This is a genomic window from Corynebacterium hiratae (assembly GCF_009708045.1).
Classification (GTDB): domain Bacteria; phylum Actinomycetota; class Actinomycetes; order Mycobacteriales; family Mycobacteriaceae; genus Corynebacterium; species Corynebacterium hiratae.
In genome coordinates this window covers 110,599-127,330 of the sequence record NZ_VIOG01000005.1, presented here as the reverse complement: position 1 = coordinate 127,330, position 16,732 = coordinate 110,599, and the positions used below count along the sequence as shown (strand labels likewise).

General features: G+C 60.5%; 13 protein-coding genes and 7 tRNA genes. 7 read left to right on the top strand and 13 right to left on the bottom strand.

What is annotated here, in order from left to right:
• Positions 1 to 24: 24 nt before the first annotated feature.
• From thrS to FME68_RS05820, 11 genes are all read right to left on the bottom strand, one after another.
• Entirely contained in the window at positions 25 to 2,088 is a 2,064-nt protein-coding gene (thrS, locus tag FME68_RS05870; RefSeq protein ID WP_158396584.1) for a threonine--tRNA ligase, read from the bottom strand.
• Between the two features lie 93 nt (positions 2,089 to 2,181).
• The gene (locus tag FME68_RS05865; RefSeq protein ID WP_070516912.1) at positions 2,182 to 3,465 is read right to left on the bottom strand and encodes a Dyp-type peroxidase; all 1,284 of its coding nucleotides are present in this window, start codon (positions 3,463 to 3,465) and stop codon (positions 2,182 to 2,184) included.
• Positions 3,466 to 3,531: 66 nt separating this feature from the next.
• Complete coding sequence (locus tag FME68_RS05860; protein ID WP_144012929.1) at positions 3,532 to 4,218, bottom strand: copper chaperone PCu(A)C; 687 nt, start codon at positions 4,216 to 4,218, stop codon at positions 3,532 to 3,534.
• Positions 4,219 to 4,295: 77 nt separating this feature from the next.
• Entirely contained in the window at positions 4,296 to 4,898 is a 603-nt protein-coding gene (locus FME68_RS05855) for a copper resistance CopC family protein (protein WP_046648167.1), read from the bottom strand.
• Between the two features lie 195 nt (positions 4,899 to 5,093).
• Entirely contained in the window at positions 5,094 to 7,082 is a 1,989-nt protein-coding gene (locus FME68_RS05850; RefSeq protein ID WP_328287737.1) for a vWA domain-containing protein, read from the bottom strand.
• A gap of 410 nt (positions 7,083 to 7,492) precedes the next feature.
• A tRNA-Gly gene (locus tag FME68_RS05845) sits at positions 7,493 to 7,565 on the bottom strand.
• 43 nt (positions 7,566 to 7,608) lie between these two features.
• A tRNA-Val gene (locus FME68_RS05840) sits at positions 7,609 to 7,680 on the bottom strand.
• Positions 7,681 to 7,711: 31 nt separating this feature from the next.
• Positions 7,712 to 7,782 (bottom strand) — tRNA-Cys (locus FME68_RS05835).
• Between the two features lie 31 nt (positions 7,783 to 7,813).
• Positions 7,814 to 7,889, bottom strand: a tRNA-Gly gene (locus FME68_RS05830).
• A 38-nt stretch (positions 7,890 to 7,927) separates the two neighbouring features.
• A tRNA-Val gene (locus tag FME68_RS05825) sits at positions 7,928 to 7,999 on the bottom strand.
• A 60-nt stretch (positions 8,000 to 8,059) separates the two neighbouring features.
• A tRNA-Gly gene (locus FME68_RS05820) sits at positions 8,060 to 8,135 on the bottom strand.
• 287 nt (positions 8,136 to 8,422) lie between these two features.
• Between FME68_RS05820 and FME68_RS05815 the strand changes: the two genes are divergently transcribed.
• The 5 genes from FME68_RS05815 to msrB all read left to right on the top strand — a co-directional run bounded on the left by FME68_RS05815 (position 8,423) and on the right by msrB (position 11,980).
• Positions 8,423 to 8,497, top strand: a tRNA-Val gene (locus FME68_RS05815).
• 269 nt (positions 8,498 to 8,766) lie between these two features.
• Positions 8,767 to 9,654 (top strand): TDT family transporter, encoded by an 888-nt coding sequence (locus FME68_RS05810; RefSeq protein WP_328287736.1) that lies wholly within the window; start codon positions 8,767 to 8,769, stop codon positions 9,652 to 9,654.
• A gap of 57 nt (positions 9,655 to 9,711) precedes the next feature.
• On the top strand, positions 9,712 to 10,362 hold the full coding sequence (locus FME68_RS05805) for a dihydrofolate reductase family protein (RefSeq protein WP_158396580.1): 651 nt from the start codon (positions 9,712 to 9,714) through the stop codon (positions 10,360 to 10,362).
• A gap of 11 nt (positions 10,363 to 10,373) precedes the next feature.
• Positions 10,374 to 11,570, top strand: a complete 1,197-nt coding sequence (locus FME68_RS05800) for a glycosyltransferase family 87 protein (RefSeq protein ID WP_328287735.1) — start codon at positions 10,374 to 10,376, stop codon at positions 11,568 to 11,570.
• The gene (gene msrB / locus FME68_RS05795; protein ID WP_158396578.1) at positions 11,567 to 11,980 is read left to right on the top strand and encodes a peptide-methionine (R)-S-oxide reductase MsrB; all 414 of its coding nucleotides are present in this window, start codon (positions 11,567 to 11,569) and stop codon (positions 11,978 to 11,980) included. The genes FME68_RS05800 and msrB overlap by 4 nt, the downstream gene beginning before the upstream one ends.
• Positions 11,981 to 12,014: 34 nt before the next feature.
• Here msrB and hemQ read toward each other — a convergent pair whose 3' ends face one another.
• Positions 12,015 to 12,716: a hydrogen peroxide-dependent heme synthase gene (gene hemQ / locus FME68_RS05790; RefSeq protein ID WP_046648171.1), complete on the bottom strand. Its 702-nt coding sequence runs from the start codon at positions 12,714 to 12,716 to the stop codon at positions 12,015 to 12,017.
• A gap of 125 nt (positions 12,717 to 12,841) precedes the next feature.
• On the opposite strand from hemQ, the gene FME68_RS05785 reads away from it, so the two are divergent.
• Complete coding sequence (locus tag FME68_RS05785; RefSeq protein WP_175973075.1) at positions 12,842 to 13,507, top strand: DUF3000 domain-containing protein; 666 nt, start codon at positions 12,842 to 12,844, stop codon at positions 13,505 to 13,507.
• 1 nt (position 13,508) lies between these two features.
• Positions 13,509 to 14,756, top strand: a complete 1,248-nt coding sequence (locus tag FME68_RS05780; protein WP_070821298.1) for an HRDC domain-containing protein — start codon at positions 13,509 to 13,511, stop codon at positions 14,754 to 14,756.
• Here the strand turns inward: FME68_RS05780 and dxs are convergent.
• Positions 14,737 to 16,665: a 1-deoxy-D-xylulose-5-phosphate synthase gene (gene dxs / locus FME68_RS05775; protein WP_158396670.1), complete on the bottom strand. Its 1,929-nt coding sequence runs from the start codon at positions 16,663 to 16,665 to the stop codon at positions 14,737 to 14,739. The genes FME68_RS05780 and dxs overlap by 20 nt on opposite strands.
• Positions 16,666 to 16,732 lie beyond the last annotated feature (67 nt).

Sequence of the window (16,732 nt, the reverse complement as noted above, 5' to 3'; positions counted from 1 at the left end):
GCCTCTGTCTAGATGCATATGCATCTAGACGCGCTCGGCGATGCTGTCCTTGGTCGGTTGTTCGTTATTGCGCTCACGAACCCACGCCTCGATGACGTTGATTGCCGCCTCGACCGGCACACCGTTGACCTGGGTGCCGTCGAGGAAGCGGAAGGAGACCGCACCCGCTTCGACGTCACGCTCACCGGCCAGGAGCATGAATGGCACCTTGCCGGTGGTGTGGTTACGGATCTTCTTCTGCATGCGGTCATCGGAGGTATCCACGTCAGCGCGCAGGCCGCGTGCGCGCAGCTGCGCACAAACTTCCTCGAGGTGCGGGGCAAAGGTATCAGCGACTGGAATGCCCACCACCTGGTGCGGGGCCAGCCACGCCGGGAATGCACCCGCGTAGTGCTCTAGGAGCACGCCAAAGAAACGCTCGATGGAGCCGAAGAGGGCACGGTGAATCATGATCGGGCGCTGCTTGGAGCCATCCGACGCCGTGTACTCGAGCTCGAAGCGCTCAGGCAGGTTGAAGTCCAGCTGCACGGTGGACATCTGCCAGGTACGGCCGATGGCATCGCGAGCCTGAACGGAAATCTTCGGGCCGTAGAAGGCCGCGCCTGCCGGGTCCGGGACCAGCTCAAGGCCGGACTTCTCCGCCACCGACTGCAGGATGGCCGTCGAGCGCTCCCAGATCTCATCCGAGCCAACGTACTTGTTCGGGTCCTTGGTGGACAGCTCAAGGTAGAAGTCATCCAGGCCGTAGTCCTTGAGCAAGGAAATGATGAACTCCAGAACCTTGGTCAACTCTTCTTCGAGCTGCTCCGGGGTGCAGTAAATGTGCGAGTCATCCTGGGTAAAGCCGCGAGCGCGGGTCAGGCCGTGGATAACGCCGGACTTTTCGTAGCGGTAGACCGTTCCGAACTCGAAGAGGCGCAGCGGCAACTCGCGGTAGGAACGGCCGCGGGAGGCGAAGATGAGGTTGTGCATTGGGCAGTTCATCGGCTTGGCGTAGTAGTCCTGCGGCTGCTTGGTGCAGTTGCCGTCCTCATCCCACTCACCGTCGAGCTGCATCGGCGGGAACATACCATCCGCGTAGAAATCCAGGTGGCCAGACTTCTTGAAAAGATCACCCTTGGTCAGGTGCGGGGTGGACACGAAGGAGTAGCCATCCGCGATGTGGCGACGGCGGGAGTGCTCCTCCATCTCCATGCGAACGGTAGCGCCATTGGGGTGGAAGACGGGGAAACCGGAACCAATCTCATCCGGGAAGGAGAATAGGTCCAGCTCAGCACCCAAGCGGCGGTGGTCACGCTTTTCGGCCTCTTCCACCATGGTCTTGTAGGACTCCAGGGCCTCCTTGGATTCGAAGGCGGTGCCATAAATGCGCTGCAAACCAGCCTTAGACTGGTCACCGCGCCAGTAGGCAGCAGAGGAACGCGTCAGGGTGAATGCCGGGATGTACTTGGTGGTCGGCACGTGCGGGCCGCGGCAGAGATCGAACCACTCCACCTCGCCGGTGCGCGGGTTGACGTTGTCATAGTGGGTCAGATCTCCGGCACCCACCTCGGCGGCCTCATCGGAATCTGGGTCCACGTTGCCCTTGTCCTGGACCAGCTCCAGTTTGAAGGGCTCGTTGGCCAATGCCGCCTCAGCCTCCTCGGTGGTGGCATAGACGTGGCGCTCGAAGCGCTGGCCGCCCTTGATGATCTTCTTCATACGCTTCTCAATGGCCTTGAGGTCCTCTGGGGTGAAGGGCTCAGCGGTCTGGAAGTCGAAGTAGAAGCCATTCTCGATGGCCGGGCCAATGCCCAGCTTGGTGCCGGGGAATTCCGCCTGTACTGCCTGGGCCATGACGTGTCCGCAGGAGTGGCGGATAACAGCGCGGCCATCTTCTTCGCAGGCAGCAACCGGGGTGAACTCGGCGTCCGTGTCCGGGGTGTGGGAAAGGTCGTAGAGGGTGCCGTCGGCGCCGCGGACGACGACAACTGCTTCGGGGCCCTTGTTGGGCAGCTCATGCTCGCGCATCGCTGCTCCCACGGCAGTCCCGGCCGGGACCGTGATCGGGTCGTAGTTCACCGGGACTGCTGGAATCATTTCCGCCATGACTTGGTGCGCTCCTTTGCGCTCACGCGCCGCTCGACATACCTGGCCGAGCAGCACTCATCGAGAAAGTTACAGCGGCTTAGTCTACCCCTCTTAACTGCGTATGAGCGACTCGCCCCAGAAGGTTTCGCCTTCAGTTCCGGCTGGCATGAAGTACACGGCCGAACCAATGTGGGTGATCCACTCGTTGAGCCGATCAGCTTCGTCAAGGCGCGCCTGAATAGGCTCGAACTGGGTCGTAGGGTCCTTCTGGTAGCAAATAAAGATCAACCCGGCGTTGCTGAGCTCACCGCGCTGGGTGGTCTCCGGAGTCGGCGGCAGGTTGTAGTTATACGGGCGACGCAACAGTTTTTGCTCTGGATGCTCCGCCGGCGGATGCGCTCTGGCGACATGAGAGTTCTCATCAATGGCTTTGAGCCCAAACTCGTTGCGGGCGTCCAAATCCACCGGGTCGAACTCGTCGTTAGCACCTATAGGAGCTCCGGTATCGAGAGTGCGCCCAGTCGAGTTCTCACGTGCTGCGCGATCAAGCTGCTCCCATGTGTCCAGGTTCATGTGGATGCGGCGTACCACCATGGCGCTGCCGCCGGCGAAGGGGCCGTCTTCGATCCACACCTGCTCGTTGAAGTCTTCCTCGCTTCGGGGATTAACCGTTCCGTCCTTTTGCCCGAAGAGGTTGCGGGGAGTAACACCCTTCGGTGCAGATCCATAGGCATGGCTGAATCCCTGCTGGATCCACGCAACGTCGGCGTAATCTTTGCCCGCACGGGTCATATGCCGCAACACGAAGGCGGCAGTGAAAGGATCATCGCTACAGATCTGCAGGACGATATCTGTCTGGCCCCATTCCGGGCGGAGGTCATCATGGTCAAAAGCCTGGATATCGCGCAGCCAGCTGGGCTTGGCGACGTCCACCGTGTCGAAGAATCCCTCTCCCCAACCGCACGTGACGGTGAGGTTTGCTGGGGTGGTAGACAATTCGGGTTCGAGGCTGCCCAACGGGTTCTCACCGGTGCAGAGGCGACGGGCATCCTCCGTCCACAGGCGCATCAACGCGGCCGCGCCGCGAGCGGTGGTGTCCTTCTTGAGGTTAAAGCCCACCAGCTCCACGTGCGCCTGGACCGGAGTTTGGATGCCTGCTTGGTGCTTGCCGTCGAAGGCGACGATATCGCCACCCATGGTCTCCTCGCGGTTTTCCGGGCCGGTGCTTCCGGCGTCCCCAGCCTGCGCTGCGCGAGAGGCATCCGCGGAGGCATCCGCAGATGCCTGTCCAGATTCATCCCCTTTCGCACAGCTTGCAAGCGCTACCGCGCTTGCCGCCACAGCGCTTCCGGCGAGCAGTCCACGCCGGCTGACAGGTTCCGCGAACCCGCTCATCTTTGATATCTCCCTATCTCGTGAGAACCGATTTCTTTCCTACCTTGGCCCGGAGCACGCTGGTTTCTAGTGCTCGTGCTCTTCCTTCTTCATGTCAGACATGTCTGCGGAGTCCGAGTGGTCCATGCGCTCACCATGATCCATGGATCCGTGGTCCATATCGCCGTGGTTCATGTGGCCCATGTCGCCGTAGTCTTCATCGCCGGCACCAATGGTGCGCACCGGGATATCGCCGAGCTCGATCGTGGAGCCGTCGGCAAGCTCCAGCGTCAGGGTTGCGGTCTCACCGGCCATGACGGGCTCGGTCACGCCCATCAGCATGAAGTGGAAGCCACCCGGCGCGAGCTCGAGGGATTCGCCAGCGGGAATATCGAAGCCGCCTTCCTTCTCCTGCATGACGCCATCGACAACCTCATGGATCTCGTAGTGCTTCGCCTTCACCGAAGAGCTGAAGCCAACTACGTTGATGTCCTTGTCCGTGTTGTTGTGGAGCGTGCCGAAGATAGCGGTCATATCGGAGTCCTTCTCCATGGCGCGCACGACAGCATCCTCGAAAGTTACGCCAGACTCAGCGGAGGAAGAAGCCGACGTGCTGGTTTCCGCACCCTTCTCTGCGCTGCTGTCAGCGCTGGCCGCGGTGCTCGTCGCGGTAGCTGTCGAGTCCTCCTCGCTCGGCGAGCAACCAGCCAAGGTGAGGCTGACAGCCGCGATAGCAACTACGGAGGTACGGAAGAAAGAACGGGATTTCAGCATGGAACATGCCTTTCTGGAGTAATTACCTGAAGGGGATGAGGTGGATTGGCTCGCGCGTCATCGAGGCCCTGTGTGGCCTAGCCTGCGCCATCGGAGCGACGTGTTTTCGCCCCGAAGGCGAAGACTGCCGCACCGACGACGAGAACTGCCCCGATACCAATGATCCATTTAGCAGCTGCGGGCAGGGAGCTCAGGGGGTCCTGGGAGTCCTCTGCACCGCCGTCTTCCGCGGCAGCATCCGCGTCACTTTGGCCAGAGGCTCCAGACGACCCATTGCCTGCCTCCCCTCCGGCAGCACCGGAAGCTACGCTGAACGGCACCGAGCCGAGTGTGGAGTGACCATCGGAGGAGGTAATGCGAAAACCTACTTGGTATTCGCCGTCACCAGGTTCGATGTCCTGGGGAACCTCAATGGTGAGGTTTCGTCCGTCAATGGTGGGTGTGGCATCAAAGAGCACGTCGCCGGAGGTTGTGTCGCTCACGGCGAAAGTGTTGAAGTCATCCCGAGGAATGCCAGAGAACTCCAGCGTGATTTCACGGGGGAATTCTTCCAGCGGTGCGTCACCCACCACGTTGCCGCCAATGACTGAGTCATGTGCCGCGGCTAGTGGCGCGGACAGCCCAATCACGAGGCTCACGGCCCCAGCGGCGACTACTGTGGTGACCTGACGCAACTGCATTTCTTGGATGACTCCTTGATGGCGTGATGAAACTTTTGATTGAAGGTTCCCTCATCCTATCGCTGGGAGGGATCTCCTAGCCAATCCTTAACCCCACGTGGAGTGCGTGGGGTTATCAAGTAGTCGTTGCACGCGATAGAAAAGTTCCCTATGCCTACGCAAGCGTGGATTCTGCCGCACTTCCCGCAGGTAACGCTAGCGGCTGCGGCCACGAAGAAGGATGACCACCAAGATGATGACGGCAAGCGCAATGATGCCCAAGGCTGCGGCCAAGAGAAAACCTAGGGTGCCAAGACCCAAGCCTTTATCCTCGTCGGCGCTTGCTGCTTGGTCCGTCTTGTCTTTCGCTCCTTCTTCATCGCTCTTTGGGGCCTCAGTCTCGTCCTTAACCGGCTCATAGATGGGACCTTGGATTGGGTCTCCCAAGACCTTGGTGGTGAGGGCGTACTTCATCGTGGCTCGCTTGCCGTTAAGCACGTCATCTTCTTTATTGGAATCCGATCCCGCATCCAGAGTAACTAGGACATAGTAGTCACCCTCTAGCCAGTTGGCGCGAGCTTGCGCTCCGTTGGGGGCACTGTCACCGAAGCGATTCGTATAGGCTGTCGGACTCTCCGAGTGGGTACTGGCTTCATCGCCTTCCTTTGGCCACGTCATGGATTCACTCTTACCGGCACGCTCCCGCACGGGGTTGAGGATCTCCACATTCATGTGCGTGTACTGTAAAGCATCCTCATCGGAGACCTCCCCCACCTTTAGGGCAGCGGCTAGCTGCTGACCTTCCTTCATGGGAACTTTGAAGACTTGCGCCTCACCGAGCACGATGTCGGTCTCGATGGTGTTTCCGCTTTCCAGCTCAATGGCATCGGCGAACCAGCTGGCCGCGCGGACCTTCTCTGCTCCTTCAAAATTGGCGTGAAGTTCTCCCTCTATTTCGCTGTCCAGCCCGCTGACTAGGTCATCAATGTTGGTCACTGGGTCGATTCGACGAACAAGGATCTCCACATCTAGAGGCTCATCGGCCTTATAGGTCATCGCTCGCATCGCGGTTAAGACGATTTCATCGTCAGGGCATTTCTCGGAGCCCATCTCCCGGGTAAAGGCACTCGCGCTAGGCAAAGCATCTGAGCGAATGGAAGTATGGAAAGAGTCCTGATCGGCTGTGCACTCAATGGAGCCTTGTTCACCGCCATGATTTCCGGTTGGTGGCTCGGCACCGTCACCGAAGAAAACCTTCATTCCGAGACTTCGCGGCCTCACCACCGCGCCGTCCAAAGTCTTGTACATCGTCGCTACATAGCGCTCCCCAGGCTTGACGGGAATAGACCATGACTCAGCGTGAAAATCCTTGTGAGTATCCTCGCCGCCGTTAGTCGGCGGCTCCAGTTGCGCACGGAAGATGAAGTCCTCTCCGGATTCCCAGCGAGGAAGCTGCGTTGGTTGGCTAATATCTTCGCTGCCTTCAATCTGCTCGACATCGGATTTGTAAATGTCTGCGGCGCGCCCTGCTGCCTTCTTAATCATCGCTGCCAGTGAATCTGCGTCCCCGGCGTCGAGATACTCGCCGCCGGCGGCATCTGCGATGCAGGAAAGCTCCTTGCGAGCTTCCTCGTCGACATTGAAGCCGATGGTGTTGATGACAAGGTCGATACCTTGGTCGTGGAGTTCCTTGGCTACTTCACATACTGGCGGCGGCGCACAGGTATCAATGCCGTCCGATACCAAGACGATCGTCCCGTGCTGACCGCCTAGCTCTTCGGCGGCCTTCTTCAGGGAATCACCAATCGGGGTATAGCCCTTAGCTTGAAGGTCATCGATTGGCCCAGTGAAAGAATCCCCCACGTCCTCCTTAGGCCCACTCACCACGTGGATATCACGGCATCCGGCTTCCTGATTCTCAGGGGCTTCGTCGACCGTGCCACCATACGTGACGAGTCCCAACGGAATGGTGCCGCCGAGTTCGGAGACGAACTTCTTCGTTGCGTCCTTCGCGGCATCAAGGCGGGTCTGCCCGCCAGCATCCTGGACATTCATAGAGCCCGAGGAGTCGAGCACAAGCATCGTCGCACCGCTCTGTGCCTCTGCTGAATCTCCACTCGGTGCAGACTCGGAGTCAGCCGCGGACGCCGAACTAGGCTCTTCACTGCGCGTGACGCCCGTGGGATTCTGTGCAAACGCTGGCACGGCTATCGTGCTAAGAGATGCGAGAAGCGCAACGGCGAAAACGGCGAAAAAGGTGCGTACTGCGCTCTGCCTGGAAGGCAAAAACGGGGCGAATGCTCTCATGATGTCCATTTCTTTGAGATGACAAGTCTGTGAGAAACATCATAAATGGCTGGCGAAAAGCTCGGCCACCGACGGGGAAAAGTCCCCTTCCAACACGCCCCCACCTCAAACCTGGACATCTCCCAGGCAACCTCCCGGGCAAACTTATCCAACCTGAGCGCTCACGGTAAACAAGGCCTCAAAAATCTGCGATTTTGTGCCACTATCTACCGTGAATGGCCCCGAACCCAGGCAAAACCTTACCCCCAAACGCAAGGGCGAAGAAATTGAAAAAGTGCCCCTCCATGGCGGAGGGGCACTTTCGCCGGAGCGGATGACGAGACTCGAACTCGCGACCCTCACCTTGGCAAGGTGATGCGCTACCAACTGCGCTACATCCGCGTGACGAGCTCTCGCTCGTCGCGGGCTCCAAATGGAAACCCTGTGCGCGATACTGGGATTGAACCAGTGACCTCTTCCGTGTCAGGGAAGCGCTCTCCCGCTGAGCTAAACGCGCTCGCAGCGCCCTGTTTGGGCGCCAGCATTTGAGGTGGAAACGGGAATCGAACCCGTGTGCACGGTTTTGCAGACCGTTGCCTCACCACTCGGCCATTCCACCGTGGCGATACCGCCTCACACACTACATGTGCTGGAGCGGATGACGAGACTCGAACTCGCGACCCTCACCTTGGCAAGGTGATGCGCTACCAACTGCGCTACATCCGCATTCGAAACCAGGCCCGGTTTCTAGGACAAAGTCCTTGTGCGCGATACTGGGATTGAACCAGTGACCTCTTCCGTGTCAGGGAAGCGCTCTCCCACTGAGCTAATCGCGCTTATGCATTTATCAAGACCCTCCACTCACTTATGCCAAAAGTTTGGCGTCAAGAAAGTCTTGGAGCGGATGACGAGACTCGAACTCGCGACCCTCACCTTGGCAAGGTGATGCGCTACCAACTGCGCTACATCCGCATTGCACGTTCCCGGCCGGTATGCCGTGGTGCGAGAAGAAACTTTATCGTGCGCCGCCGTAGTTTCCAAATCCGCAGCCCACGGCACTAATCCCCAGACTCCCCAAAGCCTGCGGATTACATCAGTGTGATTGAGACTGCGGTTACAGCGAGCGGCAGCGATGGCAACAGGAAGCCCTGGACCGACCCCACCACGACACTAACACCCACACAGACAGTTTAAAGCGCGTTTGAGCTGGACGATTAGGGGGTTACCACACGCGCGGTGTACCTTAAGTGCTGCACCGAGGTTCTATAGCTCAGTGGGAGAGCGTTCCGTTCACACCGGAAAGGTCGCTGGTTCAATCCCAGCTAGAACCACCATCATAACTGCAGGCCAGAGACTTGCAGCATGTGGCACAAGCCTTCGCGTGGATACTATGTGGATTATAAATCTACATTAATGGTTTCTCGCGGGGGCGTTTTCTCATTGTGCCTCATCTTGGCCACAAGGGCTAGACGAAAACCTCAACGCGTTGGGGACACGGCACGGTTACACAAGCCTGCATGACATTGAACCTGTCCCCCTCGCACACTTATCCGATTGCTCCATAAGGGTTCAATAGCAACAAGTGCAGGAATAGGGTGATTTTGTGCGGTTGCCAAAGTGTGGCCCGGCCTGGGCCGGTGCCTTGATGGGTACCTCGATTGCATCGACTTTGTCGGGGTTGCATGGTTTAGGCGTAGCGCAGTTCGTCTTCGCTTTTATCGCAGCGGTGCTGCTGGTGATTTTTACCGCGGGGACGAAGAATGAGCCTCCCCGGCACCAGAACATGGCGGCTTGGGGCATGTACACGATGGGGCTGCTGGCGTGCGGCTCGGCATGGACCGCGTTGACTGGAAGCAATGCCTTCCAGTTGGCGAGTTGGTGGATTGGTGCACCGCTATCGGTGGTGGTCTGTTTGTGGCAGCTATGGGGGTTGTTCAAACAGCCGCGCCTCTACGACAAGCCCGCTTTTCCATGGGGCCTAGCGCTGGTTTCCCCCATGGTGGCGGCGACCTCCGCAGGTCAGTTGGCTATGAACCACGGGCAGTTCTACCACTTTGCCGGCGAGTTATGCTTCTTCCTCACGTTCATCACCGCAATTCCACTATTCGTCTACTGTTACTGGTCCCTTGTACAACGCCGAGAAAGGCCGCGCGGGGCAGCTGCAGGTACAGCGTGGATCCCGCTCGGCGTGGTTGGACAGTCAACGGCAGCCTCGACACTGCTTTTTGACGCCCACCTCTACGGCATCATCATGTTCACGATTGGAGCACCCTGCGTCGCATTCGCAATGTACTGCTTCTACCGAGCGGTCTTCGAGTGGACTCCCTACAGCCCCGGCTGGTGGGGCTCGACCTTCCCGGTCGGAACACTGTGCCTAGGTTCATGGGATGAAGGCTGGCACCGGTTGTCCTTCGTTCTCTTGGTGCTCTTATTGCTCCATTGGGGAGCCTGCGCGCTGCGCTTCAGCGCTTGGCGGCTCCAGCGCGCCTAATGGCATGAGATCCACTTCCCCAGGCAGTAGCCACCCTTTGCGGTACCGTGGGGCGCCATGAGTGACACTGCGCTGATAGAACGCCTACTGGGGCCAGACCGAGAAGGAATCCGCTTGATTGCGGTGAGTACGCTCCACGGCTCCGCCACCATCGATGGCACTTCCGGTCCCATGGGTAACGACACTGACGCCGAGCTCTTGGCGGCTTTACGCGAGTGGGCCGATATTGCCGTCGTCGGCTCAGCCACGGTGAAGGCGGAGGAATATGGGCCGTCGACAAGCACGCGCCTCGCCGTGCTTAGCCACTCCCTCGATTTTGCCGGTTTCGAGGATTTCATTGCAGCAGGCCCCATCGTGCTTACCCCGGCAGAGCGCGCGTCTTCGCCCGAGGCACAGCGCTTGGCCGACGCCGGCGCCGAAGTCATCAGCACAGGTACCGGAACCATGAGCGAGGCTGTTTCAGCTCTTCACGCTCTAGGCGCGCGCCGCATCAGTTGCGAAGGTGGCCCATCCGTTTATTCCGCCTTTATCGCAGAGAGCCTCGTCGACCAGCTTTATCTGACGCTCGATCCGCACCTTTCCCCTTCCGTCGAAAAGCCCGTCGTCGACGGCGAGGCCACCTCCCCCGCACTCAAGCTCGAGCTGGAGAACATCGACACCGTCGACAGCACGGTGTTTCTGCGCTACCGGCGCGCACAAACCCCGTAAACTTTGCTGCCGTGACTTCTCCGGCTCCCTCATTCCCAGCTTCCGCGCGACTGTGGACGGCCGCCGCGTGGCCCGCCGCCATCGTCTTAGTCCTTCATCGCGTGTTCGTGCTCGCTGTTAACGGCTCGGTGACTGATGACTTCGGCACCGTCTACCACGCGATCCGGAGGTTGTGGGAAGGCAACCCGGTTTATGAACAGAACTATTCCTTCGTGGAACCGCTCTACCTGTATAACCCAGGGGCCACCGTCCTGCTATCTCCCTTAGGGCTCGTGTCTGAGGAACACGCGCGCATCGCCTTCATTCTGGCCAACGCCGCTGCCATCGTCGCTGCCTTGGCCCTGCTGACCCGCTTCGTAGGTCACAGCCTGCGGGGCCCGCTGTTACCGGTGAGCATCGCCGCTGCCTTCGCTACCGAATCAGTCATCAACACGTTGGTCTTTACCAACATCAATGGCTTGTTGCTGCTCGCGATGGTGGCGTTTCTGGTCTTGTTGGACAAGCACGGATGGGCCGCCGGGCTGTGCATCGGTCTGGCAATTCTGGTCAAGCCACAATTTGCCCCGCTGCTCTTCCTCGCCTTGGTGCGCAAGCGCTGGCTCATCTTAGGCTTGGGTGTGGCTGTACCGCTGGTAGCCAACCTTGCAGCTTGGCCGTTCGTCCCCGGCGTGGAGGGCTTCCGCGCCAACCTTCTTCCTTACCTGTCCACCACGCGCGACTATGCCAACGCCTCATGGCCGGGTGTGCGCGCTTACTTCGATCTCCCCGGCGTCATCTACTACCCCATCTGGATCCTTTTCGCGGCGCTAGCCGCAGTGGCGATCCTCGGTCTGCTGCACTGGCGCGACAGCGCGCCGACCTTCTGGGCGCTGAGCACCAGTGGCGCCATCATGGTCGGGATCTTCTTCCTTTCCTCCTTGGGACAGCAGTACTACTCCATGTGGCTTATCCCCATGCTGTTTACGGTGGTGCTGGGCCGCTCAGTGTTCCATTCGTGGGGAGCATGGCTCGCGGCATTTTTATTCTTGGCGCCGCTCGAGTGGACGTCGACAAGCATGCCCACCGCCGCACACTGGATGAGCGTGTTCATCGCCACCATCGGGTGGGGCCTGCTCATCGTCGTGACCGCTGCCTCCGTGGCCGGCTGGTGGAGCGCGGAACGAGGGGCTAGCCGGCAAGCTCAGTCGAGCGATAAGATTCCCGCATGACTGATTTCAAGCTCATTGCCGATACCGAATGGCGCCAGCGCCTAAGCCCTGAGGAGTACCACGTCCTGCGCGAGGCCGGCACCGAGGCACCGCACGTCGGCGAATACACCAACACCACCACCGAAGGCGTGTACACCTGCCGAGCCTGCGGCGCCGAGCTCTTCCGCTCCACGGAAAAGTTTGAATCGCACTGCGGATGGCCGTCCTTCTTCTCCCCTTTGGCTGGCAACGCCGTCATTGAGCGCGAGGACAATTCACTGGGCATGCGCCGCATTGAAGTGCTGTGCGCCAACTGCGAGTCCCACCTAGGCCACGTCTTCGAAGGCGAGGGATACGATACGCCGACGGACCTGCGCTACTGCATCAATTCCATCTGCCTCAACCTAGAAGAAAAGCCGGTCGAGGACTAAACCCTCAACCGGCTTCCGGCGCTATAACGACCCTTTAAGGCAAAATCGCGATGAGCTCAGCCACATCCTTCACGCGGCGACCGGTGTGGAAGGGAATCTCCTCGCGCACGTGGTGGCGCGCCTCGGTGTAGCGCATGAGGTACATCAGATCCACGATGCGGTGCAGCTCCGGGGCCTCAAAGGCCAGGATCCACTCGTAGTCACCCAGCGCGAAGGCCGGCACGGTGTTCGCGCGCACGTCCGGATAATCACGCGCCTGCATGCCGTGCTCCATGAGGATGCGGCGGCGCTTTTCCTCGTCCATGGTGTACCAGTCGTAAGAGCGCACGAAGGGGTAAACGGAAATCCACTCGCCGGGCTCTTCGCCCATAATGAAGGACGGCAGGTGGGACTTGTTGAACTCCGCTGGGCGGTGCAAGGCATTTCCTACCCACGTCACCTCGGAGACCTGGCCCAGGACGGTCTCGCGGCGGAAGTCCGCGAAGGCCTTCTGGATGTCGGCGAATTCCTCAGCGTGCCACCAGATCATGAAGTCAGCGCTCTCCCGCATTCCGGACAGATCGTAGATACCGCGCACGGTAACCACGCCTGCTTCCTCGAGCTCAGAGAAGAACTTCTGCGCCTGCGCGACGATCTCCTCGCGCTCAGTGCCCAGCGCCCCCGGGATGACCTGGAACACCGCGTGCTGCGAGTAGCGCTGGACCTTGTTGAGCTCGGCGAAGTTGACCTTCGACATGCCTCTCTCCTTTTTTCAACCGACAAAGTTTCTTATCCATCATAAGTTGGAGACGCCCTCGCGCGCCACTAGCCTTTCGGCGCGCCTTCCACCGCCACACGGGCGGAGCTTATACCTTGATCCCCGTGAGCAATTCCGACGTTTCTTCGCGCAACCTTGCAGGGGCACCGACCAACCTGCACGATCGCGCCGCCGCCTCTCCCGCCGAATCGCGCCCCGCAGAACCGAGCACTCCGGCTGCCTTCACGGAGGCCGTCGAGTCCCTCCACGCTGCGCAGCTGCGCCCAGAAATCACCTTGGGCACCATCCGACCCCCGCAGCGACTGGCCCCGTTCAGCCATGCCATTGGCCTGGAGGTTGAGCGTCACGAGCAGGAGGAGGCTATCCCCACCGACTCTGAGGGTGATGCCTTCGGCCGCCTTATCCTGTTGCACGACCCAGGCGCTGAGGAAGCCTGGGAAGGTGCGATGCGCCTGGTGGCCTACATCCAGGCAGACTTGGAGGATGCCGTAGCCGGGGACCCGCTGCTTCCCGACGTCGCCTGGGAGTGGCTCACCGAATCCCTCGACGTGCGCGAGGCAACACACACCAACCTCGGAGGTACTGTCACCTCGACTGCTTCGGTGCGCTTCGGCGAGATCGGAGGCCCTCCGCGCGCCTATCAGTTGGAAATGCGCGCGTCCTGGACTGCAGCCGACCTGGATCTTGCCCCACACGTCGAGGCTTTTGCACAAGTGCTTTCTCTCGTCGCAGGCCTGCCGCCCGAGGGCGTCACCGAGCTCGGGCGCTAACATGAGCGAACTGCGCCAGGTCCCCGTCGACGGCACGCCAAAAGTCCTGCTTTCTCCCCGTGAGTTCCAGGCGGGTGCTGCGCGCCTGGCCGCGGGGACTGGACCCTTCGCAATTGATACCGAACGCGCGTCGGCCTACCGCTTCGATGACCGCGCCTTTCTAGTGCAAATTCGCCGGGAAGGCGCAGGCACGCTTTTGTTTGCCCCGGAGAATCGTCGGCATGAACTGAGTTCCGCGCTAGCGCCGGTGCTCAACGGCCAGGACTGGGTAGTCCACGCCGCTCCTTCCGATCTCCCCTGTCTGGCCTGGCTAGGGCTACACCCCGGAACACTGTTCGATACCGAGCTTGCCGCCCGCTTCGCTGGTTTTGCGCATCCCAACCTGGGGGCGATGGTGCTGGAGCTGTTCGACGTCGAACTGGAAAAGGGTTACGGCGATTCCGATTGGTCCCAAACCCCCATTCCCCGGACATGGCGCAACTACGCGGCGCTCGACGTGGAGCTGCTCAACGAACTTGCTGTGACGTTGCGAGACATCCTTGCGGAAGAAGACAAACTCGACTGGGCCTTTGAAGAATTCGACCGGATCGTCGACGAGCATGCCGGGATTACCGGCCCTGAGCCTCGAACGTGGCGGGAGCTGAAAGGTGTGTCTTCGCTACGCACACGCGAACAGCTCGCCGTGGCTCGCGAGTTGTGGCAACGCCGCGAATCCATCGCACGTTCCCAGGACATCGCCCCCAACCGGGTGCTGCCGCACCGCGTGCTCGTGGACATAGCGCGCCGCGTGCCTCGCACCCCGCACGACATCAATCAGATTAAAGGTTTCCCCCGCCGCCGCGGTGGGGCTACGTTGCGCTGGCTCGATGCCGTCACGACTGCGCTGGATAGCCCGCGCCAGGAGTGGCCAAAGCCGCTGCGCAGCCCCCGCCCGGTGCCCTCCAAATCAGTATTTAACCGGGATTTTCCCGAGCTGTGGCAGCTCTACTGCGAGATCCGCCATGACTTCGAGGACCTCGGTGACGAACTGCGCATGAGCTACGAATTGATCCTCAAACCCAGTCTGATACGTACAGCGGTGTGGGCAGCGTTCGGGCCAGAAGGCGGCGTCGCGGGGGAGATCGCGGAAGATGCCGATATCCCCGATTTCCTGCGCTCCCAGGGCGCGCGCGACTGGCAAGTCGAACTGGCCACGCCGCTCCTGCAGCGCGGGTTAGCCCGGATGCGCCCTACTCGCCCGCGCTCTTAGCAGACTCCTCAGCATCGCGTGCAGCTACCCACTCACGCACTGAGTTCGCAATGCCTTCCGGGGTCAAGCCAAAGTCCTCGAGGATTTCTCCACGGCTGGCATGCTTGGGGAAGCAGCCGGGTACGCCGAGCCTGTGTACTGGAGTGTCCACATCGGCGGCGTCGAGGGCCTCGGCCACCATGGACCCCACACCGCCCCGCAGGATGCCATCCTCCACCGTCACCACGAGATCGTGATCGGCCGCCAACGCGATGATGGATTGCGGTACCGGTACCGGCCAGCGCGGGTCCACGACGGTCACGTTGAAGCCTTGGGCTTCGAGCAGCTCAGCTGCACCCAGGGAACGCGCGCTCATGGCACCGACGGCGACGATAAGCACATCAGTAGCTTCCTCCGCAGAAGCAGCGGCATCGGAATAGCTCAGGATGTCTACCCCGTCATCGAGCCGCTTGAGTTCGTCGCGGTCATCAAGGAGGTTGCCCTTGGGGAAGCGCACCACGGTCGGGCCATCCTCGATTGCGATGGCTTCGTTAAAGAGTTCCCGCAGGCGGGCACCATCGCGCGGGGCGGCGATGCGCATGCCGGGAACGATGCTCATGAGCGCCATATCCCACACACCGTTGTGTGAAGCACCATCAGAGCCCGTGACACCGGCGCGGTCGAGGACAATGGTCACTGGCAGCTTGAGCAGCGCAATGTCCATGATGACTTGGTCCACCGCACGGTTGAGGAACGTAGAGTACACCGCCACCACCGGGTGCATCCCGGCCAGCGCCAGACCGGATGCAGAAGCCATGGCATGCTGCTCAGCGATGCCGACATCAAAGAAGCGCTCCGGGAACTCCTCTTGGAAGGGAGTTAGCCCCGTCGGCCCAGCCATGGCGGCAGTAATGGCGACGATGTCCTCGCGGGCGTGGCCGGCCTTGATCAATTCTTCCGAGAACGCCGCAGTCCACCCCGGTTGCTTCTGTCCCTTGGATACACCGGTGACCGGGTCGATGGCGCCGGTGGAGTGCATCTGGTCCTTCGGCTCGTTGACCGCAGGAGCAAAGCCATGCCCCTTCTCGGTGACCGTGTGCACGATGATGGGACCGTCATAGTCGCGGGCGTAGCTCAGCGCCCGCACAACTGCCTCAATGTCGTGGCCGTTAATCGGGCCAATGTACTTGATACCCAGCTCCGGGAACATCTCCGTGGGCATGACGGTCGACTTCACACCCTCCTTGACCGCGTGCAATGCATCAAAGGTGCGCTCGCCTACCCAGCCCATGGACTTGAGGCGCTTCTTGCCCAGCGCCATGAACTCGTCGTAGCCGTGCTGCGCACGAATGCGCCCCAGATTCTCTGAGAGGCCGCCGATGGTCGGCGAATAGGAACGCCCATTGTCATTAACGATGATGACAACGTTGCGGTCCTTGTCGGCAGAAATGTTGTTGAGGGCTTCCCAGCACATGCCGCCGGTAAGGGCGCCATCGCCCACGACCGCCACGGCATTGCGGTGGGATTCACCCCGAATCTTGAAAGCCTTGGAGAGCCCGTCCACCGTGGATAGCGCTGCCGAGGCGTGCGAGGATTCGGTCCAATCGTGTTCTGACTCTGCGCGGTCCGTGTAGCCGGACAAACCGCCTTTCTGACGCAGCGTATCGAATTGGGAGGCGCGGCCCGTGAGCATTTTGTGCACGTAGGACTGGTGTGACGTGTCGAAGACGATGGGATCCCGCGGGGAATCGAAGACGCGATGGATCGCCACCGTGAGCTCCACGACGCCCAGGTTAGGGCCTAGGTGGCCGCCTGTAGCGGACACCTTCTCAATAAGGCGCTGACGGATATCCGCCGCGAGCTCAACCAGTTGCGTCTTGCTCAGGGCTTTAAGATCGCCTGGTGATTGAATGGAATCCAGAATGCCCATAGAGCTTGCCTTAAACCCCTTCATCGATCGTTTTCTTCTTTACCACCGTACCCGTTGACACGCGTGA